This window comes from Aminobacter anthyllidis (genome assembly GCF_018555685.1).
Lineage (GTDB): Bacteria > Pseudomonadota > Alphaproteobacteria > Rhizobiales > Rhizobiaceae > Aminobacter > Aminobacter anthyllidis.
The window spans coordinates 670312-693541 of record NZ_JAFLWW010000002.1 but is presented as its reverse complement, the minus strand read 5'-3'; the positions used below and the strand labels follow the sequence as shown (position 1 = coordinate 693541).

Annotated in this window: 23 protein-coding genes; 10 read left to right on the top strand and 13 right to left on the bottom strand. The window is 63.8% G+C overall.

The genetic code is table 11. The features are described from left to right. Positions 1 to 37 precede the first annotated feature (37 nt). Positions 38 to 1084, top strand: coding sequence for a Fe(3+) ABC transporter substrate-binding protein (locus J1C56_RS08480; protein WP_420797370.1), 1047 nt, complete (start codon positions 38 to 40; stop codon positions 1082 to 1084). Positions 1085 to 1188: 104 nt separating this feature from the next. Then, positions 1189 to 2940 (top strand): ABC transporter permease, encoded by a 1752-nt coding sequence (locus tag J1C56_RS08475; RefSeq protein ID WP_246591219.1) that lies wholly within the window; start codon positions 1189 to 1191, stop codon positions 2938 to 2940. A 255-nt stretch (positions 2941 to 3195) separates the two neighbouring features. On the opposite strand, the gene J1C56_RS08470 is transcribed toward J1C56_RS08475, so the two are convergent. Continuing rightward, positions 3196 to 5154 (bottom strand): acetoacetate--CoA ligase, encoded by a 1959-nt coding sequence (locus J1C56_RS08470; protein ID WP_214387856.1) that lies wholly within the window; start codon positions 5152 to 5154, stop codon positions 3196 to 3198. Between the two features lie 182 nt (positions 5155 to 5336). On the opposite strand from J1C56_RS08470, the gene J1C56_RS08465 reads away from it, so the two are divergent. Continuing rightward, the gene (locus J1C56_RS08465) at positions 5337 to 7214 is read left to right on the top strand and encodes an AsmA family protein (protein ID WP_214387854.1); all 1878 of its coding nucleotides are present in this window, start codon (positions 5337 to 5339) and stop codon (positions 7212 to 7214) included. A gap of 12 nt (positions 7215 to 7226) precedes the next feature. On the opposite strand, the gene xseA is transcribed toward J1C56_RS08465, so the two are convergent. Further along, complete coding sequence (gene xseA, locus J1C56_RS08460; RefSeq protein WP_214387852.1) at positions 7227 to 8792, bottom strand: exodeoxyribonuclease VII large subunit; 1566 nt, start codon at positions 8790 to 8792, stop codon at positions 7227 to 7229. Positions 8793 to 8848: 56 nt separating this feature from the next. Beyond that, entirely contained in the window at positions 8849 to 9805 is a 957-nt protein-coding gene (locus tag J1C56_RS08455) for a LysR substrate-binding domain-containing protein (protein WP_214387850.1), read from the bottom strand. 169 nt (positions 9806 to 9974) lie between these two features. Here J1C56_RS08455 and J1C56_RS08450 point away from each other — a divergent pair, with 169 nt between their 5' ends. Beyond that, positions 9975 to 10265 (top strand): YjiS-like domain-containing protein, encoded by a 291-nt coding sequence (locus J1C56_RS08450; protein ID WP_214387848.1) that lies wholly within the window; start codon positions 9975 to 9977, stop codon positions 10263 to 10265. A 118-nt stretch (positions 10266 to 10383) separates the two neighbouring features. Here the strand turns inward: J1C56_RS08450 and J1C56_RS08445 are convergent, their stop codons facing one another. The 6 genes from J1C56_RS08445 to J1C56_RS08420 form a co-directional block, all read right to left on the bottom strand. After that, complete coding sequence (locus J1C56_RS08445) at positions 10384 to 10743, bottom strand: DoxX family protein (RefSeq protein ID WP_214387847.1); 360 nt, start codon at positions 10741 to 10743, stop codon at positions 10384 to 10386. Between the two features lies 1 nt (position 10744). Then, on the bottom strand, positions 10745 to 11098 hold the full coding sequence (locus tag J1C56_RS08440; protein WP_214387846.1) for a VOC family protein: 354 nt from the start codon (positions 11096 to 11098) through the stop codon (positions 10745 to 10747). A gap of 75 nt (positions 11099 to 11173) precedes the next feature. After that, positions 11174 to 11959 (bottom strand): DUF6597 domain-containing transcriptional factor, encoded by a 786-nt coding sequence (locus tag J1C56_RS33430; RefSeq protein ID WP_338001416.1) that lies wholly within the window; start codon positions 11957 to 11959, stop codon positions 11174 to 11176. Between the two features lie 59 nt (positions 11960 to 12018). Beyond that, a complete protein-coding gene (locus J1C56_RS08430; protein ID WP_214387842.1) occupies positions 12019 to 12927 on the bottom strand; it encodes a DUF937 domain-containing protein in 909 nt (302 codons plus the stop codon). 77 nt (positions 12928 to 13004) lie between these two features. Beyond that, complete coding sequence (locus J1C56_RS08425; RefSeq protein ID WP_214387840.1) at positions 13005 to 14378, bottom strand: glutamate--cysteine ligase; 1374 nt, start codon at positions 14376 to 14378, stop codon at positions 13005 to 13007. A gap of 168 nt (positions 14379 to 14546) precedes the next feature. Then, the gene (locus J1C56_RS08420) at positions 14547 to 15146 is read right to left on the bottom strand and encodes a TetR/AcrR family transcriptional regulator (protein ID WP_214388313.1); all 600 of its coding nucleotides are present in this window, start codon (positions 15144 to 15146) and stop codon (positions 14547 to 14549) included. An 86-nt stretch (positions 15147 to 15232) separates the two neighbouring features. Here J1C56_RS08420 and J1C56_RS08415 point away from each other — a divergent pair, with 86 nt between their 5' ends. Next, complete coding sequence (locus J1C56_RS08415; RefSeq protein WP_214387838.1) at positions 15233 to 16144, top strand: alpha/beta hydrolase family protein; 912 nt, start codon at positions 15233 to 15235, stop codon at positions 16142 to 16144. Here J1C56_RS08415 and J1C56_RS08410 read toward each other — a convergent pair whose 3' ends face one another. After that, positions 16145 to 16876 carry a 16S rRNA (uracil(1498)-N(3))-methyltransferase gene (locus J1C56_RS08410; RefSeq protein WP_214387836.1) on the bottom strand — a complete coding sequence of 244 codons (732 nt, stop codon included), beginning with the start codon at positions 16874 to 16876 and terminating at the stop codon, positions 16145 to 16147. It lies immediately after the preceding gene. Positions 16877 to 16885: 9 nt separating this feature from the next. Between J1C56_RS08410 and J1C56_RS08405 the strand changes: the two genes are divergently transcribed. Both J1C56_RS08405 and J1C56_RS08400 read left to right on the top strand, forming a co-directional pair. After that, a complete protein-coding gene (locus tag J1C56_RS08405) occupies positions 16886 to 17536 on the top strand; it encodes a hypothetical protein (RefSeq protein ID WP_214387834.1) in 651 nt (216 codons plus the stop codon). A gap of 138 nt (positions 17537 to 17674) precedes the next feature. After that, complete coding sequence (locus tag J1C56_RS08400) at positions 17675 to 18280, top strand: hypothetical protein (RefSeq protein ID WP_214387832.1); 606 nt, start codon at positions 17675 to 17677, stop codon at positions 18278 to 18280. Here J1C56_RS08400 and J1C56_RS08395 read toward each other — a convergent pair. Next, positions 18273 to 18929: a hypothetical protein gene (locus tag J1C56_RS08395; RefSeq protein ID WP_214387830.1), complete on the bottom strand. Its 657-nt coding sequence runs from the start codon at positions 18927 to 18929 to the stop codon at positions 18273 to 18275. The two genes, J1C56_RS08400 and J1C56_RS08395, sit on opposite strands and share 8 nt — an antisense overlap. 80 nt (positions 18930 to 19009) lie before the next feature. On the opposite strand from J1C56_RS08395, the gene J1C56_RS08390 reads away from it, so the two are divergent. Then, positions 19010 to 19708, top strand: coding sequence for a type 1 glutamine amidotransferase (locus J1C56_RS08390; RefSeq protein ID WP_214387828.1), 699 nt, complete (start codon positions 19010 to 19012; stop codon positions 19706 to 19708). 285 nt (positions 19709 to 19993) lie between these two features. Continuing rightward, a complete protein-coding gene (locus tag J1C56_RS08385) occupies positions 19994 to 20134 on the top strand; it encodes a hypothetical protein (RefSeq protein WP_165915765.1) in 141 nt (46 codons plus the stop codon). On the opposite strand, the gene J1C56_RS08380 is transcribed toward J1C56_RS08385, so the two are convergent. Next, positions 20115 to 20867 carry a metallophosphoesterase family protein gene (locus J1C56_RS08380; protein ID WP_214387826.1) on the bottom strand — a complete coding sequence of 251 codons (753 nt, stop codon included), beginning with the start codon at positions 20865 to 20867 and terminating at the stop codon, positions 20115 to 20117. The genes J1C56_RS08385 and J1C56_RS08380 overlap by 20 nt on opposite strands. A 5-nt stretch (positions 20868 to 20872) precedes the next feature. After that, on the bottom strand, positions 20873 to 21667 hold the full coding sequence (locus J1C56_RS08375) for an FCD domain-containing protein (RefSeq protein WP_214387824.1): 795 nt from the start codon (positions 21665 to 21667) through the stop codon (positions 20873 to 20875). 250 nt (positions 21668 to 21917) lie between these two features. On the opposite strand from J1C56_RS08375, the gene J1C56_RS08370 reads away from it, so the two are divergent. Beyond that, a complete protein-coding gene (locus J1C56_RS08370; RefSeq protein ID WP_246591276.1) occupies positions 21918 to 23186 on the top strand; it encodes a DUF3422 family protein in 1269 nt (422 codons plus the stop codon). The last annotated feature ends 44 nt before the right edge of the window (positions 23187 to 23230 follow it).

Sequence of the window (23230 nt, the reverse complement as noted above, 5' to 3'; positions counted from 1 at the left end):
CTCAAGGGACTTTGCCCCCTTTGGCCAGGAGAGAAAAATGAAGATGAAAAACGCCAGGTCGGCCATTGCAGGCGGTGCGCTTGCGATTGCGGCTCTCTTCACCACGTCGGCGCTCGCCGATGGCGTCGTGAACATCTACACCTATCGCCAGCCCGATCTGATCAAGCCTGTCCTCGATGCCTTTACGGCCGAGACCGGCATCAAGACCGAGGTGCTGTTCCTCGACAAGGGTCTTGAGGAACGCGTTCTTGCCGAGGGCCAGAATTCGCCCGCAGACGTCATCATGACGGTCGACATCGCTCGCCTGACCTCCGCCCAGTCCAAGGGCGTCACCCAGCCGCTGGTCGACGAGGAAGTCAACAAGCTGCTGCCGGCCGAGTACCGCGACCCGGAAGGCAACTGGTTCGGCGTCACCAAGCGCGCCCGCGTGATCTATGCCTCGAAGGATCGGGTCAAGGACACCGCCATCACCTATGCCGACCTCGCCGATCCCAAGTGGAAGGGCAAGATCTGCATGCGTTCGGGCCAGCACGACTACAATCTCGCGCTGTTCTCGGCTGCGATCGCCCATTGGGGCCCGGAAAAGACCGAAGAGTGGATGAAGGGCCTCAAGGCCAATCTCGCCAAGAAGCCTGACGGCGGCGACCGTCCGCAGGCTGGCGCGATTGCTGCCGGCGAGTGCGACATCGCCATCGGCAACACCTACTATGTCGGCCTGATGCGGAACAATGAGAAGGATCCGAAGGAAAAGGAATGGGGCAACGCCATCAACGTGCTCTTCCCGACCTTCGAGAACGGCCTGACCCACGTCAACATTTCGGGTGCCGCGCTCGCCAAGAACGCGCCAAACCGTGACAACGCCGTCAAGCTGATCCGCTTCCTGGCCAGCCACAAGGCCCAGCAGGTCTACGCCGAGAAGAACTATGAATACCCGGTCGAGCCGGGCCTCGAGCCGTCCGAGACGGTCAAGGCATTCGGCGAGCTGAAGGCAGACACGCTGCCGCTGGTCGACATCGCCAAGGGCCGCAAGGCCGCGTCCGAGATGGTCGACCGCGTCGGTCTCGACGACGGCCCGAGCAGCTGATAGTCGGGTACATGAACTGAGGAAGAGCCGGGCCGGGCGATCGGTCCGGCTTTTCTGCATTGGCGCATAGGCCCGAACATCGGGCTCTATTTTCGGTAAGCACGATGCGCAGGCACAAACTAAGGGGAAGCGCCTTGCCGACGACAGGCGGAGCAGGTTCGGGGATTGCAGACGTGGCGTCAGCCGCGAACGCCAGAACCTTGCCGGTCAAGCGCCTGCGCCACCCGCTTATCGGCACGCTGGCGCTTGCCGTCGGCGTCATCGTCATCCTGCCGGTGCTGTCGCTTGCATTCGTCGCCCTTTCCGGCACCGGCGAGGACTGGCCGCATCTGATCGCCAATGTGCTGCCGGGCGCCGTCAGCACGACACTGGCACTGCTGGCCATGGTCGCGGCACTGACCTCGATTGCTGGCGTCGCCTGCGCCTGGGCGGTCGTTGCCTATGATTTCCCGCTCCGCCGCATCCTGTCCTGGGCGCTGGTGCTGCCGCTGGCGGTGCCGCCCTATCTCGCGGCCTACGCTTTCGGCGAATTCTTCCATTACCAGGGACCGGTCCAGAGCCTGGTGCGGGAGATTTTCGGCTTCCAGACGATTCGCGACTACTGGTTTCCCGACATTCGCTCGACCTGGGGGACGGCCTTCGTGCTCGCCTCCGTGCTCTACCCCTACGTCTATCTCACCACCCGCATCGTCTTCCTGATGCAGGGCCGCAACATCGCCGACGTCGCTCGCACGCTCGGCGCATCGCCGGCGCGCGTGTTCTGGCGGGTACTCCTGCCCGTGGCGCGGCCTGCCATCGTCGCTGGTGTCGCCCTGGTGCTGATGGAGACGATCAACGACATCGGTGCCGCCGAGTATTTCGGCGTCCGCACGCTGACCGTCGCCGTCTACACCACCTGGCTCAATCGCGGCAGCCTCGAAGGTGGTGCGCAGATCGCGCTGTTGATGCTCGTGCTTGTGCTTGTGCTGCTCCTCGCCGAACAGTGGGCGCGCCGGCGCCAGCGCTTCCATGCCGGCCGTGGCACCCATCTCAAGGTTCACCCGCCACGCGTCGCACTCAAGGGCTGGAGGCGCATCGCCCTGCCGGCCGCCGTGTCGCTGCCGATCCTCAGCGGCTTCGGCGTGCCGATCACCATCTTCGGTCAATATGCCTCGCGCCGGCTCGAGCAGTTCGTTTCACCCGATGTAGCGAGGGCATTCCTCAACAGCCTGATGACGGCGTCGCTGACGGCTACCTTCACCGTCGTCATCGCGCTGTTCCTGCTCAATGCCCAGCGCCTGTCGAAAGGCCGCGCCATGGCCGCCACCGTGCGGCTTGCCTCGGTCGGCTACGCGCTTCCTGGCGGTATCCTCGGGCTGGGCCTGCTGTTCGTTTTGGCACGCTTCGACAATTCGCTCGATGCCTTCGCGCGCGCCTGGCTCGGCTTTTCGACGGGGCTTCTGCTCACCGGCTCTGCCGCGGCGGTCATCATCGCCTGCACCATTCGCTTCGTCGCCCTGGCCGAGGGTGCCGTCCGCTCCGGCATGGAGAAGCTGCCGGGCAGCCTCGACGAAGCCGCGCGCAGTCTCGGCAAGACGCCGGCGCAAAGCGCGACCAGTGTGCTGCTGCCATTGCTCAAGCCGGCGATCCTGACGGCCGCGGTCCTCGTCTTCGTCGATACCGTCAAGGAACTGTCGGCGACCATCCTGCTCAGGCCGTTCGGCTTCAGCACGCTCGCCACCCATGTCTACGAAAACGCCTCGCGCGGCGTGCCGGAGGAGGGCGCCGTTGCGGCAATCGTCATCATCATCACCGCCATGGTGCCGGTGGTGCTGCTTTCCGGCGCGCTGGTGCGCGACGCCGAGGCGTCGCTCTAAGTTCTCTTTAGATGAAGCTAAAGAAAAAGGCGCCGCTGTGGCGCCTTTGAGGTAGATGCTGTTTCAACGGGGACTTGAGCTGAACTGGCTATCCTCGAAAGTGAGGAACGGGATTTCTCCCTCAAGTTAGGCATGACTATCAGGGTCGAACCTTAACAGCTCCTTACCCAGGTGATGAAAAGTTTACGAAAGTGTACCACTCCTGAAGTCTAGGTAAATTTGGTGGTCACCTTTCGTTAAGCATGCCGCCGTGTCTCAGCTCCTGAGCTGCGCGATGTCGCTGAAGAGCTCGAGTGCTTCGGGGTTGGCGAGGGCTTCCTTGTTCTTGACCGCGCGGCCATGGACGATATCGCGCACGGCAAGCTCGGTGATCTTGCCGGACTTGGTGCGCGGGATATCCGTCACGGCAACGATCTTGGCCGGCACGTGACGCGGGCTGGCGCCGATGCGGATCTTGGTGCGGATGCGCTTTTCGAGCTCTTCGTCGAGGGCAATGCCCGGCGCGAGGCGGACGAACAGCACGACACGCACGTCGTCGTCCCAGTCCTGGCCGATGCAGATCGCTTCGGCGATCTCCGGCATCTGCTCGACCTGGTTGTAGATCTCGGCGGTGCCGATGCGCACGCCACCGGGATTCAGCGTCGCATCCGAGCGGCCATGGATGATCATGCCGCCATGGCCGGTCCATTCGGCGAAGTCGCCGTGGCACCAGATATTGTCGAAGCGCTCGAAATAGGCGGCGTGGTACTTTTTCCCGTCGGCATCGTTCCAGAAGCCGAGCGGCATCGCCGGGAACGCCTTGGTACAGACGAGCTCGCCCTTCTCTTCGCGCACCGGCTTGCCGTCATCGTTCCAGACATCGACGGCGAGGCCGAGGCCGGCACCCTGGATCTCGCCGGTCCACACAGGCTCGGTCGGCACCCCGAGCACGAAGCATGACACGATATCGGTGCCGCCCGAGATCGAGGCGAGGTGGACGTTGGCCTTGATGCCGTCATAGACGAAGGCAAAACCTTCCGGTGACAGCGGCGAGCCGGTCGACGAGATGGTGCGCACCGACGACAAATCGTGGCTGTCGATGGGCCTGAGGCCCGCCTTGCGGACGGAATCGATGAATTTCGCCGAGGTGCCGAAATAGGTCATCTTCTCGGCATCGGCGAAATCGAACAGCACGTTGCCGTCGGGATGGAACGGCGAGCCGTCATAAAGCAGCAGCGTCGCCTCCGAGGCCAGGCCAGAGACCAGCCAGTTCCACATCATCCAGCCGCAGGTGGTGAAGTAGAAGAAACGGTCGCCCGGCACCAGGGAGCCATGCAGGCGCTGCTCCTTGAGATGCTGGATCAGCGTGCCACCGGCGGAATGGACGATGCATTTGGGAATGCCGGTCGTACCCGACGAGAACAGGATGTAGAGCGGATGGTCGAAGGGCAGGGCCTCGAACGTCACTGGCCTTGCCGCGAATGGCGCAAGCGCATCGTCGAGCGCCTCGGCCTTGGCAATGCCAGAGGCCACATCCTTCGCCGTGCCGAGATAGTCGACGACAAGCACCTTGGCGGCACTCGTCAGCTTCTCCGCCACCGTTGCGATCTTGGCCGCGACGTCGATGCGCTTGCCGGCATACCAGTAGCCGTCGGGAGCGATGAACAGTTTCGGCTCGATCTGGCCGAAGCGGTCGAGCACGCCCTGTTCGCCGAAGTCGGGCGAGCATGACGACCACACAGCCCCGATCGAGGCCGTCGCCAGCATCGCCGCCACCGTCTCGGGCATGTTCGGCATCATCGCAGCGATCCGGTCGCCTTTGCGTACGCCCAGCGACACGAACAGCTGCTGCAGCCGTGATACCAGCGCCGAAAGTTCGTCCCAGCTGAGCCGGCGCTCGACCTTGTCTTCGCCACGGAAGACGATCGCCTCGGCACTGCCTGAACCGCGCAAGAGGTTCTGGGCGAAGTTCAGCCTGGCATCGGGGAAGAACTTCGCCCCCGGCATCTTGTCACCGTCGGCAAGCCCGCGGCCGCCCTTTTGGCCGATCACGCCGCAGAAGTCCCACACAAGGTCCCAGAACGCCTCGCGCTCGCCAATCGACCAGCCGTGCAGTTCGGCATAGCTTGCGAACGACCGCCCGGCACGCTCGCCTGCCGCAGCCATGAACGCCGTGAGGGGCGCTTGCGCCACCTGCGTTGGCGAAGGTGTCCACAGCGGCTTTTCGACAGTCATTTGCATCTCTCCCAGAACGCGCATGGTTATGCATGTCGCACTGCAGCAGATCAAGGAAATGTCGATTAGCGCCATTGCGCTGTGCGCAAACGTCATCGCATGGCCACAAAGACTTGAAATGCCGCGTTACTCGGTTACACCCGTTAGCCACAACGGCGCAGCACGGGCGGCACAAGGGCAACATGCCATCACCACTGTTCAGGCGCAGCATCTGGGCGATCATAGGGCTCATCGTCCTGGTCGCCGCTACGGTTGCCGCGGTGCCGTTCATTGCTTCTACCCAGATCGTCAAGGATCGCATCGCCTTCGAGATGAGCGCGTGGAGCGGCTTCCGCGTATCGATCGAGGGCACACCCGATATCGAGATCTGGCCGGTTTTCCGCGCCACCCTCACCGACGTGACGCTGACCGATTGGGATGACGAGCAGGGCTCGCCTGTTATCGAGGCCGAACGTGTCGAGATCGAGCTGTCCGCGCTTTCAGCACTCAGCGGCAACGTCGATTTCTCCGATGCGCATTTCATCCGGCCGACACTGCGCTTGAAGCGCCTTGCCGATGGCGGGGTGGAGCTGCCGCATTCGAGCGGCGGGCGCCTCAGCCGGGCCATCGAGCGCGCCCGTGCCACCGTGGCGTCGAACCCTGTGGAGCCCGACCTCAGCGCGCTGCCCGCCGACGAGTTCGGCGCAGTCGAATTCATCGACGGTCGGGTCGTCGCGGTTTCCGACGAAGGTGAGGACGAGCTTCTGAGCGATCTCACCGGCAAGGCCAGCCTGCCGGCACTGAACAAGGCCGGAAAGCTGACCGCCACCGGTGTCTGGCACGGCGAGCAGGTGGCGCTTGAATTGTCGTCGCCAAGCCCGCTGATGCTGTTTGCCGGCGGCACGGCGCCGATCGTCGCTTCGTTGAAATCGGCGCCGCTCGAAGCCTCGTTCGACGGCACCATCGACATGGGTCCCGATGCGCATGTCGACGGCCAAGCCAAGGTCGTGTCGCCTTCCTTCCGTCGAATGCTGGAATGGTCCAGGCCGGGCATCCTGCCGGGCAGCCCCGTCGGCTCGATTTCGCTCGCCTCCAAGGTCACCGGCAACCTGTCGCGCCTGAAGATCGAAAACGCGCAGGTCACGCTCGACGGCAATCCCGGCATGGGCATTCTCGACCTGTCGCTGGATGGCGCCGTGCCGTCGATTTCGGGCACGCTCGCCTTCGATACGCTCGACCTGATGACGTTTGCGTCGTCCTTCGCCTCGATAGCACCGACGACCAACGCCGGGGCTGCCGATATCGACACCAGCTTTTCCGACCGTATCAACCTCGATCTCAGGCTGTCTGCGACGAAGGCGACGGCCGGTTCCATCGCGCTCGCCGAGGTCGCCGCCACGGCGCAGGTCAAGGGCGGTCTGGCGGCATTTGATATTTCCGACGCCGAGGCCTTCGGCGGCAACGTCCAGGCCAGCATCCGCTTTGACCGCAAGCCGGGCGGCAACCAGGCGGAGATGCGGCTCCTGGCGTCTGATATCGACGGCGGCGCTTTCGGCACGGCGGCAGGCATGAGCCACATCGTGCCGATCGGCCGTGGTACGGTATCGGTGATCCTCCAGGGCCCGGGCTCGAACTGGAACACGCTGCTTGAGAATGCCAACGGTTCCGTGGCCGCCACATTTGGCGTCGGCGCCATTGCCGGGCTCGACCTGCAGGCATTCATGAAGCGCGCCGCTGAGCGCGGCTTTTTCTCCCTCGACGAGGTTTCGGGCGGCACGCTGCCGGTCGACGGCGTCGAACTCAAGGCGACGATCTCCAACGGCGTCGCCAAGATCGACAAGGCCGAGGCGCGTACGCCGACAAGCCGCATCTGGCTGACCGGCATCGTGCCTTATGTCGGGCGCGGGCTTGCCCTGTCGGGAGCGATCGAAGCCAGGGAGGTCACGGCATCCACGTCGACGACGACATCCCCTGTTACACCGGCAGTGCCGCCGACGGCGTTCTTCGTCGGAGGCTCGTGGAGCGCACCGTTCATTTCACCACTGGTGGCACCCGTGATCTCGTCGCCCACGGGCGACTGAACCTCAACTGATTTAGAACAGGCTGCCCTGATTGCCAGGTTCCTTGGCCTTGGCTGCGGGCCTGGCCACCGGCTTCGGCTTTGCCTCGCCACTTGCGGCGATTGCATTTGTCGTGCCGTCGGCGAATTCGATCGACAGCGCAGCACCCATGGCCACTTCAGCGGCTCGCTTGAGCACCGCTCCGTCGGCATCGCGCACAAGCGCAAAACCGCGCGCCAGAACGGCCTTGTGCGACAGCGTCGCCATCAGCCGGTCAGCTTGCGACAGGCGCGTCCTTGCACGCTCGAGCCTGCGGCCGACGGCCAGTGTGCCGCGACGCTCCAGTCCGGCAAGCTGCTGGCCATAGGCTTCCTGTCGCCGGACCAGCGGCTCCGGCGACAACCGGCCTTTGGTTCGATCGAAGCGGATCCGTTTCTCGCGCACCATGGCCCGCAGGGCGGCGTCGGCGCGCAACATGTCGCGGTCGAGGTGCCGCCGCGTCTCGCCGATCCGCCGCGCCAGCGTCGCCGGCGACAGCCGCACGGCGGACAGCCTGGCGCGCTTGCGCTCGGTGGCGACGGTCAGTGCCCGCCCGAGCCGGCTCGTTGCTTCGTCAAAGCGCCGGCGCGGCAGCGCCAGCAACTGGTCGGGCGTGGGCAGGGCGCGCGCTGCTGCCCGCACCGCCTGGCTGCGCCGGTCGATCATGCGTGAAACGGCACCACGCAGCCGCGCGCCAAGATTGGCGAGCACGGCTTCGAGCTCGGCTTTGACAGGCACGGCGAGCTCGGCAGCGCCCGTTGGCGTCGGCGCGCGCCTGTCGGCGGCAAGGTCGATCAGCGTCCAGTCGGTTTCGTGGCCGACAGCCGAGATGACAGGGATGTGGGATGCCGCGACGGCGCGGATCAGCACTTCGTCGTTGAAGCCCCAGAGGTCCTCGAGGCTGCCGCCGCCGCGCGCCACGATAAGAAGGTCGGGGCGGCGAATGGGGCCGAGTTCCGGCAATTCGTTGAAACCATTGACGGCCGCGGCCACCTCCGCGCCAGACGTCTCGCCCTGAACGCGAACCGGCCAGACCAGCACATGCAGCGGGAAACGGTCCTTGATGCGGTGGATGATGTCGCGGATGACGGCACCCGTCGGCGAGGTCACCACGCCAATCACCAGCGGCATGAACGGCAGCAGCTGCTTGCGGCTGTCGTCGAAAAGGCCTTCGGCGGCCAGCTTGCGCTTGCGCTCCTCGAGCAATGCCATCAACGCACCGGCGCCCGCGGGCTCCAGGCTGTCGATGACGATCTGGTACTTCGACGACCCGGGATACGTGGTCAGCTTGCCGGTGGCGATGACCTCCATCCCTTCTTCGGGACGGAATTTCAGCCGGCTCATCGTGCCTTTCCACACCACGGCTTCGATGCGGGCGCGGTCATCCTTGAGCGAGAAATAGGCATGGCCGGACGAATGCGGACCGCGATAGCCCGAGATTTCGCCGCGCACCCGCACATTGCCGAATACGTCCTCGACGGTACGCTTTAGCGCGCCGGAGATTTCGCTGACGGTGTATTCGGCAGCGTTGGTGCGTGATTCGGTGGCAAGTTCGTTCATGGCGCGATTGAGGGCCGCGCGACCCTCCTCGTCAAGCTTTGCCGGTCAGTCGCGGCCTACCATCCCGGCATGATGTGGTTCGGCTTGAGCCGCCGTCCGCGTGCGGTGGCAAGGGCTGCGAAATCGAACGTCCCGGTCTCGTCGGTCAGCGGCACCGAGATGTTGTCCAGGCTCTCTGAGATATGCCGCGCCAGCGCGTCGACGATCTCCGGCCGGCTGGAATGGCCGCGCAATATGCCGATCTTGCAATCGGGCAAGGCGCCGAAGCCGTCGGCTTCGCCAAGCACGCGCATGCCCGGCCGAAGCGCGCATTCGGGCAGCACCGAAACGGCGAGCCCGGCCAGAACGGCGGCGGTGATGACGTTGGCCGACCAACTGGTGAACAGCACGCGGTATTCGCGGCCGCTGGCGTCGAGCAGTTCGGTCGCCATCTGCCGCCACTGGCAGGTCGGGCGGCCGAAGGCCATCGGCAAGATGGATTCCTCATGTACCATGTGGCTCGCCGACGACACCCACAGCAGCGGTTCGTTACGCACGATCTCGCTCGGCCGGGTGTCCTCGCACTGGGTCACCAGCGCAATGTCGAGATTGCCGCGACGGATCTGGTCGGCGAGATTGACGGTGGGCTCGCACAACACCGACAGCTCGACGCGCGGGTTGGAGCGCGAGAACCGCGCCATGATTTCGGGCAGGAAGCGGTCGGCGTAGTCGTCCGGCACGCCGATGCGGACGGTGCCCTCCAACGCTTTGTCGTCGAAGGCGGCCAGTGTCTCGCGGTTGAGGTGCAGCAGGCGCCTTGCGTAGGTCAGAAGACGCTCGCCTTCCTCGGTCAGCTTGTTCATGCGACCCTCCTTTTCGAAGAGAGCCTTGCCGATGCGGTCCTCGAGACGGCGCATCTGCATCGACACCGCTGACTGCGTGCGGTGCACCTCGTCGGCGGCGCGGGTGAAGCTGCCGGTGTCGACGATGGAGATGAAGGTGTGGAGCTGGTCAAGATCGAGCGGAGCGGCCATCGACGTTTCCATCATGAACATTGATGGTAAAGATTAGAAACATTCGTTGGATTAATCAATACGCCGATGGCAATCTCGCATTGTCCACATGAAGCATGTGAATCGGAACCGGTGCGGCGGCAAGGAGCGTCGACCGGACGGGACCCGTTTGTCCCGAATGGAGGTAGATATGACCACGCTCGACCATTGCACTGAGACGACGCGTTCCGCGGCTCGGCCGGTGAATGCGATGCGTATTGTCAATTATACCACCGATCTCTTCCGCGCCTGGAAAAACCGTCGCGCCTTTTACCGCCTCGGCGAGATGACGGACACCGAACTCGCCGATGTCGGGCTGACGCGCGGCGATCTGCATGTCGCTGTCGATCTGCCGTTTGCCAGCGATCCGACAGCGCGTTTGCGTTCGATCAGGCAGTCGCGCAGCGACAACATCGAGGTTTTGGCCCGACGCGTCGCGTAACCGAATCTGCTTTTGCAGGCTCCCCACTCCCAGCCGGTCCCCGCCGGCCTCGCCTGCACGTTGCCCGGTCCTCCCAAGGACCGGGCTTTTTCGTATCCGGGAGATGCTCATTCGGATCCTATGCTGTCGCGGCGAGGATGAGCCCGCCAACGACTGCAAAGTTGATGATGAATGCCGACCGCAACCCTTGTCTCTCCGCACCTGAGTAACGCCAGAAGTTGAGCGCCATCAGTGTTGCTGCGATGGTGAACAGGATCAGGGCGATTGCCGCGTAAGGGCGCATGACGCCGATCGCCAGGCACAAGCCGGCGACGATTTCGATGATCGAGCCTGCGCCGAGCAGAAGTGCCGCTGCGGGCAACCCCTTTTCGGTCAAAAGGCCAGAAACCGAGCGGAAATTCCAAAAGTGTTCGGCACCTGCCCAGACGAACACGCCGCCCAGCAAGATGAACCCGAGGCTTTCGGCCATCGTTGCCATCTCAATTCGCCGACCACACCGCCAGTTCGTAGCCGTCGGGATCTTCGAAGTGGAAACGCCGACCGCCTGGAAATTCGAACACCGGCTTGACGATCTTGGCGCCAGCGGCCTCAAGGCGGCTTTGTGTTGCTGCGAGATCGTCGGCATAGAGGATCACCAGCGGTCCACCGGTCTTGATCGGGCCGCCCGTCGTAAGTCCCCCTGTCAGGCGGCCGTCGGTGAATTCGCAATAGGTCGGACCATAGTCGGTGAAGCTCCAGCCGAAGGCCTTGCCGTAGAATTCACGCGACCGCGCGATATCGCTGACGTTGAATTCGATGTTGTCGATCCGGCGATCGTTTCCGCTCGTACCCATGGCAAATCTCCTGCGTTTCGTGGGATTGCCGCCAATACCGAGTGCGGCGGCGGAAATCTTGAACGAAACGGCCATTCAGCCATTGATCTGGCGCACGAAGCTTCCGGCGGTCATGCCGCACAATGTCTGGATCTCGCGGCCGAGATGCGCTTGGTCGGCATATCCGGCCGCGTAAGCCAGGCCGGCCAAGCGCTGCTCGCCCTGCGAGCGCAACAGGGAAACAAAATTCTGGAAACGCAGGATCCGGTCCAGCGTCTTCGGTCCATATCCGAAATAGTCATGGCTGCGCCGCCTCAGCGTGCGCTCGCTGATTTCAAGGCGACCCACCAGTGACGAAATCCTGCCCCCTACGTCATCCGCCCCTGATGCCATCGCCGCAAAGATCTCGCTGGCGTCTCGCGCCGGGCGCTCCAGTTCCGGAAGCCGCTTGAGGAGCTGTTGCTGCAGCACGGCCGCCTGTCGTTCGATGGTTTTCGCCTCGCCGATCCGTTCACACAGTTCGCCGGCAACGGTCGGATCCCAGAGGTCGGCGAGATCAATCGACTGGCCGACGATCGCGCTCATTGGCGCGCGGAGCCAGCGGAGTGCTGCACCCGGCAGGAAGCGCATGCCCAGCACAGTCGTTCCGCCACGCAACACGGGACTGGCGGCAACGATGTCAGGCCCGACGACCACCAGCCGCTCGTCCTTCCACAACAGGTCGACGCAGCCGTCCGGCACCACCGCGACCGGCCCAACGTGATCCCCGGGGATGGCGTTGGTCCACACGCATTGGAAGTGCGCATCGAGGCCGCGTATCGGTGCGCACTCGTCGTAGCGCCCGAGGCGGTTGGCGAGGACAGGCACCGTCGATTTGTTCACGCTGCCGCTTCCTGAAGCCTCAGGCGAGGTTCGCATCGGCGATCAATCCTGGTCGCAGGTCAGCGATACCTGTCCATGCCCTTGCTGAACTGGTCGAAGATCGACTCGACGCCCTTCTGGTAGTCATCACGCTGCTGGCGGCCGGTCTCGAACATCTTGCCGAAAAGGTCGTCATAGGGGTTCTTCGGGCGGCCGCTCGGGTTGGCCTGTTCCTGCGGCCGCTGCCGAGCCTGCGGCTCAGGCGCGGCGGTCTGGCCACCGCCAAGCATCTCTTCGAAGATCTTGCCGAGCGGGTTGTCGCCATAAGGGCTCTGCTGCGGCGCCTGCTGGCGCGGCGATGGTTGCGGCTGTGCCTGGCCGCCGCCAAACATGTCCTTCAGCACCTTGCCGAATGGGTTGTCGAAGGGATCGGGCGCCTGGGTTTGCTGCGGCGCCTGCCGGGGCTGCTGCCCGCCGCCCATCATGCCGCCACCCTGCCGCATCATCTGCTCGATGATCTCGCCGAGCGGGTTGTTGCCGCCGCCCATGCCGCTCGCTGCCTGCATCTGCCCCGTCGACTGCTTGAACAGCCCGCCCATGATCATCGAGGCGATCACCGGCAGCATCTGCTTGAGCACGTCCTGGCCGATGCCGGTGGCCTGCGCCGCCTGGCCAGCCACTGCCCGAGACAGGTCCTTCGAGCCGAACAGGTGGCCGAGGATGCCGTTGCCCTCGTCGACGCCCTGGGGCGAGAAGGCGCGGCTGGCATCCTCGAAATATTTGGCGTGCTGGCCGCTCGCCATGGCCTGGAGGAACGAACCGACGCCATAGGGATCGGAGGCGTTGCGCTTCAGCCCCTGGCTGAACGCCGGCATCAGCGCTTCGATCGCCGATTGCGTCTGCTGCTGGCTCAGCCCGAACTGGCGCGACAGCGCTTCCATGCCGTTGCCGTTCTGGGCATTGGCCAGCATCTCGAACAGTGGCAGCATTTCTTCCTCCTCAGGATATTCAGCTGAGGAGGAGCGTAGTGCCTTTTCGCAGGTGGTTGAAGGGGCTTTCGGAGCCCCTAGTATGCGTATTCCAGGAACGCCGGTTCGATCGAACCGCCCCAGCGCGTGTTGTAGGCGTTGAGCATTTCCTCGGCACTTGTCGTGCCGCGCGCAATGACCTCGTCGAGCGTGTTGAGGAAGCCGGCCTCGTCGAACCCTTCGCGGTTCTTGCGGCCGCGGTTGACAAGTCCCTGGCGCGACAAGGTCAGCACTTCGCGGCCGATGTCACGCAGCGTGGTGTTGCGGAACGGTGCGGCAATGCCTTGCTCGGGCACCGCGTCGCGCATCGCCAGAACTTCCGCGTAGGTCCAGTTCCGGGTGAATTCTTCGGCGGCGTCGAGTGTTGCCGGATCGTAGAGCAGGCCGACCCAGAAGGCTGGCAGCGCGCAGATGCGCCGCCACGGCCCACCGTCGGCGCCGCGCATTTCGAGGAAGCGCTTGAGCCGCACATCGGGGAACAGCGTCGACAGGTGGTTGGCCCAGTCGCCCATCGTCGGCATGCCGTCGGTGATCTCGTTGCGCGCCGCACCCGCCATGAACTGGCGGAAGGTCATGTGCGTCATGTCGTGGTAGCGGTCGTCGCGAATGACGAAATACATCGGCACGTCGAGTGCCCATTCGGCGTAGTCGGCAAAGCCGAATTCCGGCGAGAAGCAGAATTCGAGCAGGCCCGAGCGCTGGTTGTCGGTGTCGCGCCAGATGTCGCCGCGCCAGCTCTGCATGCCGTTCGGCTTGCCGTCGGTGAAGGGCGAGTTGGCGAAGAGTGCTGTCGAAAGCGGCTGCAGCTTGAGCGACACCTGCATCTTGCGGCGCATGTCGGCTTCGCTCTCGAAGTCGAGATTCACCTGGATGGTGCAGGTCCGGTACATCATGTCGAGGCCCTTGGTGCCGACCTTGGGCATGTAGGCGGTCATGATGTCGTAGCGCGATTTCGGCATGCGCGGTGTTTCGGCCAGCGTCCATTTCGGGCTGCCGCCGAGGCCGAGGAAACGGATGCCGAGCGGCTCGGCGATTTCGCGCACTTGCGCCAGATGGGCGTTGCCCTCGCGGCAGGTCTGGTGGATGGATTCCACCGGCGCGCCGGAAAGCTCGAACTGGCCGCCCGGTTCCAGCGAAATCGCGCCCTGGCCGGTCGGCTCGACGAGGCCGATGATGCGCCCGGCATCGATGATCGGGTCCCAGCCAAGCGTCTTCTGCATGCCTTCGAGCAGTGCGCGGATGCCGCGATCACCGCCATAAGGAACCGGCGCGTTGCCATCGACATAGAATGGGAATTTTTCGTGCTCGGTGCCTATTCGCCATTTGTCGCGCGGTTTGTTGCCGGCGGCGAGATAACCGACGAGTTCGTCCATCCCTTCGATAGGCCGGAAATCAGTGGTGTCGCGCGCCATATATGCTTCTCCTGAAGGCGGAAGGACCGCGGGCGCTTGATGGACGATTGAGCGCTCGCCGATCAAGCGAAAAATCCTGAGCCTTCGTCAACAGGAATTGATCGATTCGGATGCCGATATTGAAATGTTGATGCTTGGAATTGTCCCGTTGTGGACTGCGCATTTCATTTAGGGCGCGGTTTCGGGTTTGGAAAACGCCATCGCCGCCTCGACCAGAACTGCCGCCGCCTCGCCTGCGGTTTCCATGTAGGAGGCATCGCGGTTGAGCAGGACGACGGCAAACGAACCGTCGAGCAGCAGGATCACCTGCCGCGCCAGTACCTTGGAGGAGTGGATTCCCTCCGCCTCGAAACTCGCCGCCAGCCACGCCTCGACGCGCTTCTTGTGGGCGATGCCAAGCTTGACCGCCGGATGGCCGGGCATGTTGGCAAGCTCCGCGGCGGTGCGCAGGAAGCCACAACCTTTCCATCTGGGATGGCGCGCGGATCTTGCCAGGTTGTGGAAGATGCTCCGAACCTTGTCGGCCAAAGTTCCCTCTGCGTCGGCGAACCAGCGCTGGAACAGCTTAAGGTTGGGCTGGTCGCGGGCTTCGAGATAAGCGGCGACCAGATCGTCCTTGCTGGCAAAGTGATAATACAGCGTCCGCTTGGTAAGCCCCGCCTGCTCGGCCACCGCATCGACGCTGACGGCGCGAATGCCTTCGCTGTAAAACAGCTTGGACGCAGCCACAACAATCCGCTCACGCGTTGGAATCTCTGTCGATTTCATCACTCATGTATACTGACTAGTGAGTGTAATGGAAAGGCAATGTTCGCTACAGCGACAGGCATCCGCAACAATGCGAGGACGTGCCGATGTCCATTGCCGTTTCAGTTGTCGAACTCAGGCCGATCGAACTGGCCTGCCACGATGGCGTGACACTGCGCGGCCATATCTGGCCCCATGTGCGTGGCGACAAGTCCGGCACTGTCATCGTCAACCCTGCCACCGGCGTGCTCGCACGCTTTTACCACCGCTATGCCACCTTCCTTGCCGGGCGCGGCTTCGACGTCATCACCTATGATTATCGCGGCATCGGCGCTTCGCGTCTGGCGAGCTTGCGCCACTGCGGCCATCGCTGGCGCGACTGGGGCGAGCGCGATTTCGAAGCAGTGTTGCGTCTCGCGAAGCGCCTTGATCCGGCCGCGCCACTGATGGTCGTCGGCCACAGCATTGGCGGTTTCCTGCCCGGCCTGGCCGAATCCGCCCCCGCCATCGCCCGTATGCTCACCGTCGGCGCCCAATACGCCTTCTGGCGCGACTATGCCGCCGACCGGCGCCTGCGGCTGTTCCTGAAATGGCATGTCGCCATGCCGGTACTTACCGCTTTGCTCGGCTATTTCCCCGGCAAGCGGCTCGGCTGGCTCGAGGATCTGCCCGCCGGCGTCGCCAACGAGTGGAGTTTCAGAAGCGCGCGCATGGAGCTGAGCCACCCCGAGGCCGAACGCGAAAACGTCCTTCGCCGCCTTGCCTCCGTTTCGGCGCCCATCCTCGCAGTCGGTGTCGGCGACGACGAGATTGGCACGCCGCAGGCCATTACACGGGCACTGGGCTATTACTCCGGCGCCACTACCACCCAGGTGCTGCTGTCGCCTTCTGATTTCGACAAGCGGGAGATCGGCCATTTCGGCCTGTTCCATGACCGCCACACGTCGGACTTCTGGCTCGACACGCTGCTGTGGCTGCGTGACGGCATCAATCCGTGGCCGGGCAAGGTGCTTGGCTGACTACCAGTCGCCGATGGTCGCCTGGATGACGGCGAGTGCCGCCACTGCTGCTGTATCGGCACGCAGGATGCGCGATCCAAGCGGAATGGCGGTGACGAAGGGCAGGGCGCGCAGCATGCGGCGTTCCTCGTCCGAGAAGCCGCCTTCCGGCCCGACCAAGAGCGCGAGCTTGCGCTCCTTGATGCCCTGCAGTGCTGCCATCGGGTTGTTGGTCGAGGCGTCCTCGTCGCAGAAGATCAGCCGCCGCTCCTTGTCCCAGCCGGCGAGCAGCTGCTCCAGTTTCACTGCGTCGCGCACCTCGGGAATGGCCAGGATGCCGCATTGCTCGGCGGCTTCCACGGCATTTGCGCGCAGCCGGTCGATGCCGGGCTTCATCTGCGTGTGCTGGGTGATGACGGGCACCAGCGTGCCCGCGCCCATCTCGACGGCTTTTTGCACGAGGTAGTCGAGCCGGCCCACCTTGAGCGGCGCAAAGCAATAGACGAGGTCGGGATGTACGGGCTGCGGCCGCTGCAATTCCAAAACCTCGAGCCGAACCGCCTTTTTGGTCCTGCCCGAGATGCGAGCGGACCATTCGCCGTCGCGGCCATTGAACAGCAGCACTTCCGCGCCTTCGCCGAGGCGAAGCACATGGGCGAGGTAGTGGCTCTGCTGCGGATCGGCGTCGAAAGCCGCACCGGAGGAGAGGTCATCGGGCACGAACAGCCGTTGCATCTTGTAGTTTGCGCGCATGGCCGAGCAATGCGGCAGCCCGCGGCGGCGGTCAAGGGGCACTCTTGCGGTCTCTTTTCAGCCATGAATGTTCATGTTATGTTCATTCTTTGCCGGGGGGCGGATATGGCGATATTGCGCGTCATCATTGCGTGCTTCTTGTTGGCAGGCTGCGGTGCGCAGCTCGCTGCCGCCTACGGCATTCCCATCGTGCGGGCAGGGCAGAAGGAGCAGGTTTCCAGGAACATTTCGGTTGAACACGATCCGCATACGGGCTTGATCAAGGTCTCGGGGCCGCCGATTTTTCACGACCGACACTTGTTTGGAAACACCTACCTGATCCGCAGCTGGATCGATCCGAAAGGGCGGCCCGTAAACGACGACTTCCAGATCCTTGTCACTGGCCGATACCCGAAGCGCGTGTATCTCAAGCAGGCCTATGCTGATGGCGAAGAGGTCAGCACAACGGCAATCGATCGCGAGCGCGTCAGCTGTGCTGACTTCTGCATCATCAAGGAGGTCGTCGGCATCAACCTCTCCGAGCAGGAGATGGCGCACCGCGCCGAAACAGGCATGTCGTTCAAGGTCGTCGGACGGCGCGCGTCGCTGGTCATGACCATCCCGCCGGCCTATTTCGCGGCAGTCCTTGATGCGCACCGAAAGGTCCGGATGGGAAATTGACCCGGCGAGCCATGCGTGCGGCTCACGTCAAATTCAGGAGAGATATTCGAAAATGGATATCCAATTGAGATTGTCACTTGTATTTTTAAATTGGATATGAAAATCATGCTCTATGATGAATAAGGTAAGGAGGATGCTGTGAAGTCAAAGACGTTGGAGGCACTGCTCGCAACAGAGAGCGGGTTTCATTCAGATATGGTCACGCGCTTTCAGAAACTCAGAGAATCGAGTCTGCTATCGCGCGCGCGCGGTCGAAATGCCGAATTTCTAAATGTTGACGAAGTCGTTTCCGGCATTTTTTCAATGGTTTCTGGCAAGCCGGGTTTTGCCGCCATGACTGCCATCGGATTGCGCAAGTTAAAGCCTGTGGGTTTGCCTGAGGATGCGTTCGCGCAAGCGCCGACCCTTGCTGCTGCGATCGGCGCAGCGCTCCAGGAGCCAATCTTGTTGGCAACTGTGAAAGAGATTCGTCTTGGGGACCGTGATCCCACGAAAGGCATGATGACAGCGGCGGTGGTCTATTCAGACGGGAAAAACGAGTGCGTCTCGCTATATGTTCCCGAGACTGCGCTATCCCTCTTCGCAAAGGGCAAAGAGAAGGAATTCGACCGACTTTCTTTAGGTCTATCTGTCACGCAAGAAACAATCCTTGCGCCGCGATTGTTGGAAAAGATCGCGCGGGGGATGACGAGAGCACGTGAATTGGCAGCTTTGGAAGGCAAGTTGCAGTTGAGCGTTAGCTAGCTTTAAATGGTTCGCTCGGATGCCATTCCGGCGCATAACCCTGGCGCAGCACCGCAAGGGTCGTCGCCGGAGTGACGATGCACATGTCGGTGTCGGCAAGCTCGTTGAACTCGATCGCCGCATCGTAGCCGCCAAAGCTCCAGCGCAGCGCCTTGCCGCCGCGCACGGCGTAGTCTGACGCCCCGTCCGAAAACATCGCCCCGTCGGGCAACAGGTGCAGCCCGTGCCGGTCCAGTTCGACTGGCTCACCACCTGAAGCCAACCGCTCCCGGTGCAGGCGGCCGTCCATCTTGCCGACCTTTGGATCCTCCGACCCGAAGGCATTGGCATAAGCAGCGCTGAAGGCCTTTGCCCGCTGGCGCCTGCAGTAGAAACAGGGCCGGTGCCCGGCGGCGAGCGCCGTCACCTCGTCGAGAAAGAACAGCTCGGTCCAGCCAGTCAGGCCACCCGGGCGGTTGCGCCCCATCGGCACCCGACGGACCTCCTTGAAACGCAGCGCGCAGGTGATCCAGGCCTTGGTCGCCCAGCGCTTCTTCAACAATGATTTCGTCTCGGGATCGTGGATGATGCCGCGATTGCCGGTGAACATGCCGCGCTCGGGTGTCGCATGGATTTCGCCGAAAGGGTCGACCCGGTTCTGCAGTGGCATAGCCGATCCTTCTTGGCTGCGTGGCGAGCCGCATGATAGGGCTCGCCGCAACTTTGTCACCGTCCGCCGGAAAGGCCGAGATGCGCGTCCTCGTTGTCCAGAACTATGAAGGCACCGGCCTCGGCCAGGTCGGCGAGGCCCTTGCCGAGGTCGAGGCGGCGATCGACCAGTGCAACGCCCATCTCGGCGACGCCTTGCCTGCAAATGCCGACGGGCATGACGCGATGATCATGCTTGGCGGTGGCCAGAATGCCCGCGACGATGCCCATTCGCCCTACTTTCCCGCACTGCTCGAACTGGCGCGCGACTTTGTCGAAAAAGACAAGGCGGTGCTCGGCATCTGCCTTGGCGGCCAGCTCCTGGCACGCGCCTTCGGCGGCCACAACCGCATCGGCGGATCGACGGAGTTCGGCTGGCACGGCATCACCTTGACCGACGAGGCCCAGGACGATCTTGTCTTCAGCGATCTGCCCCAGCGCTTCCCGATCTTCCAGTGGCACGACGACACGTTCACCTTGCCCGAGGATGCGGTGCGGCTTGCCGGCAGTTCGGTCACCGGCAACCAGGCTTTCCGTATCGGCCGCGCCGGTTACGGCATCCAGTTCCATTTCGAGGCCGACCGGCCGCTGGTGCGCCAATGGAGCGAGACTTTTGCCGAGACCATCGCCAGGCGCCATCCTGATTGGCCCGAGCGGCACGAAGTCGAAGCCGCCCGTGACGGCCCCGATGCCGATGCGGCTGGCCTGGCGCTGGCACGCGCCTGGGTCGCCGCCATCTGACGGTGGCAGCGCCCATTCAGTGACATTTTTGGCACGTCGAAAATAATCCGCTGTGCATAGTCATCTGCCGGCTGGATTGTGCCGGAAAGCCTTTCTAAAGACAGCCTTGCGCTAGCTGGCGATGGTATCGCGAATGAACCATCTCTGAGTGCAGTGCGACACAAGCCCGATACAGAACCACCCTAGAAGCACGGCCGTGATGCCGCGCGACCGCGGTGCGGCTTAAACTTTTCGGAAACTTATTCGTAACTCCGTTCGTGCAGGATGCAGGAAGCTCAACCTGAGATGACTCCCTTGAAAGCAGCGCTTCTGTCCTTCGCCATGCTGTCGGCAATCGTGCTCGGCGGCTTCGGGATTTATGCCGCGGATGCCGCGGCCGACCATCATGCGGTCGACGGCTACGGCGTCACCGCAGCCGCCCGCTAATTCCAGGCATTCTTACCGACATCAGCCGTTTTTCCGCGCCGTCGACGGCGAGCGCGGTCAATACACCTGAATGGAAGACGCCGGTGTCGACATTGACACGGTTGGCCAGCACCTCGGGCTCCGCCTGCGGTGTGTGGCCGTGCACGACGACCTTCGGGTGCAGCCTGGGGTAGCGCAGGAATTCGTTGCGGATCCAGATCAGATCCTCCGGATCCTGCCGCTCAAGCGCAATGCCCGGGCGGATGCCGGCGTGGCAGAAGAAGAAATCGCCGAACGACGCCGAGCGGGGCAGGGCGCGCAGGAAGCGCAGGTGGCTGTCCGGCGCGGCCGCCGCCAGCTCGCGATGGCTGCGTCTCAGGCTGTCGGCATCGCCCATCCTCAGATCGACACCGTAGGAAAGTGCAGTCTCGCGCCCGCCATGCCGCGCAAACAGGCCGTCGGGGTCGGGGGACGCCAGGAAATCGAGAAAGCCGATGTCGTGGTTGCCGGCGAGCACGATGTTGCGTGGATCGCGCGCCACGGCAGCCATCAGGAACGTGATCACCCCCGCACTGTCCGGGCCTCTGTCGACGAGGTCGCCGAGGTGGACGATGCGCCAGTCCGCCGGCTTGTCGCGGGCAATTTCTTCGGCAATGCGCGCATGCATGTCGCGCAGAAGGTCGAGATGGCCGTGAATGTCGCCGATGGCATAGATACGGACGCCGTCGGGACCCCGGGCGTCGAGATAGTGCATTCCAGTCACGGCTTCCGGCCCGTTTCAGTGCTGTCCGTGCGCTGCCTGAGCCTGAGGCGCGAGATGCGCTGCCAATCGCCGCTGCGTTCCGCCTCGGCCATGGCACGCTCCAGATAGGTGATGTGGTCCATCGCCGCCTTGCGCGCGGCGGCTGGGTCCCCCGCCACGACCGCGCGATGGATGGCCTTGTGCTGCTCGAGCAGCACGTCGCGCGTGCCGCTGACGGTGAACACCACGAGCCGGTTGGTAAACACCCCGTCCGACAGCAGCCTGTAGCAGGAGCGCAACGTGTGCAGCAGGATGATGTTGTGGGCGCATTCGCCGACCGCATGATGGAACTCGACGTCGATCGCGGCTTCTTCCACGGGGTCGGCGCGGGCATGCGCCGCCTCCATCCGCGCCACGATGCCGTCGAGCAAGGAGAGGTCTTCCGCCGTCGCCCGCTGCGCTGCATATTCCGCGGCCAGCCCCTCGATCTCGCGGCGGTATTCGAGATAGTCGGCCGCCGCCTTGCGGTGGTTGACGATCAGCTCCATCACCGGCTTGGAAAACACCTCGCCGATCACGTCGGCGACATGGGTGCCGCCGCCATGGCGCGTCACCATCAGCCCGCGCGCTTCCAACGTCTTCAGCGCATTGCGCAGGATCGGTCGCGACACGTCGAACTGCTTGGCCATCTCGCGCTCGCCGGGCAGCCTGTCGCCGGCGCGCAGCACGCCTTCGAGGATCAGGCTCTCGATCTGCTGCACCACCTCATCCGCGGTGCGCGAATGCTCGATCCTGGAAAAAATGTCGCTCAAGGGTGCTGTCCGGAACCTCTGTCCTGGCCACAAGGATAGGTGCGCGGCCCCCGACTGGTCAAATTATTTATCCAGTCCGGCAGTATCCGCGACTGCCGTTTGTGAGGCACACTATCAGCCCCCGCTAAAGTTGGCGTTTGCCTGTTGCGGCAAACTTACCTAGAGGCAGGAAGGTCTGGCATCGAGGGACCCTTACGTGACAGCCGAGCCGTCCTCATTGGAATTCCTGCCGCGTTCGACCGGCAGCGTCATGGGCTTTCCGGCCCATGAGGGGCGTCCCGGCGCGCTTGGCGAGGTGCATTCGCGGCCGCATCCGCTTGTCGACAGCCCGCGCGTGCTGGTCCAGCTTTCCTTCATGACCGAGGGCGGATCGGCCGTCGACCAGGCCGTGCTCTCCGAACTTTCACGCCGCCTCGGCATCGCCGCGCCTGATCGCCAGGCCCGCCATCACGCCATGAAGTGGGGGCAAGGCTCGCTGAGCTGGGAGCGCCACACCGAGTTTTCGACCTATCTGTGGGAAGGTCCGCTCAGCGAAAGCAGCCGTTCGCAGGAGGCTTCGCCCTTTGGCAACGGCTTCAGCCCGCCCGGCACTGTCATTTCGGGGATCCGGCTCGAAATCCGCAAGTGGACGCCGGCAAACGAGAAGCTGATCGCCGGCTTCGACCCGACCAGCCTGTGCTATTCGATCGTCGAAAATGGCGCTGCCGCCATCGTCACCGACTTCCGCCAGGATGGCGATGGGCTGACGCGTATCCTCGTGCTTGACCGTGGCCTGACGCCGGCACGGACCGGGGCGCTGTCGCAGCGGCTGATCGACATCGAGACCTATCGCACGCTGGCGATGCTAGGCCTGCCGATGGCGCTGTCGCTATCCAGCCGCGTCCGTCGCATCGAGGACCGGCTCGCCCAGGCGACGCGCGAGATGAAGGCGACGGAGACCCGCGACAGCCAGGCGCTGCTTGCCGATCTCACCGAGCTTGCAGCCGAACTTGAGGCCGACGCGGCCTCCAGCCTCTACCGCTTCGGCGCCAGCAAGGCTTATGACGGCATCGTCCGCGAACGCCTCGAAGCGCTCGAAGAGGAGGTTGTCGCCGGCTACGACACCTGGGCCGGTTTCCTCAAGCGCCGCGTCGCGCCCGCCATGCGCACCTGTCGTTCGGTCGAGGAGCGCCAGGCCAACCTGTCGCGTAAACTTACCCGCGCCACCACGCTGCTCCGCACCTGGGTCGACGTCGAGGTCGAAAAGCAGAACCGCGACCTGCTGGCCTCGATGAACAACCGGGCCCGGCTGCAGCTGCGCCTGCAGCAGACTGTCGAGGGCCTGTCGGTTGCTGCCGTGTCCTACTATGTCGTCGGCCTGATCGGCTATGTCGCCAAGGGCGCCTCGACGGTGGACCATTTCTTCGCGCCCGAAGTCGTCACCGCCGCCTCGGTGCCGCTGGCGATCCTGCTTGTCTGGTGGGGCGTGCGCCGTGTACGGCGTGCCCACGAAGAGCCGAAGGCCATGGCGGGCGAATAGCCGGCGCACCTTCCAGCTTCTGGAAAGCAGCGGCAGATTGACGC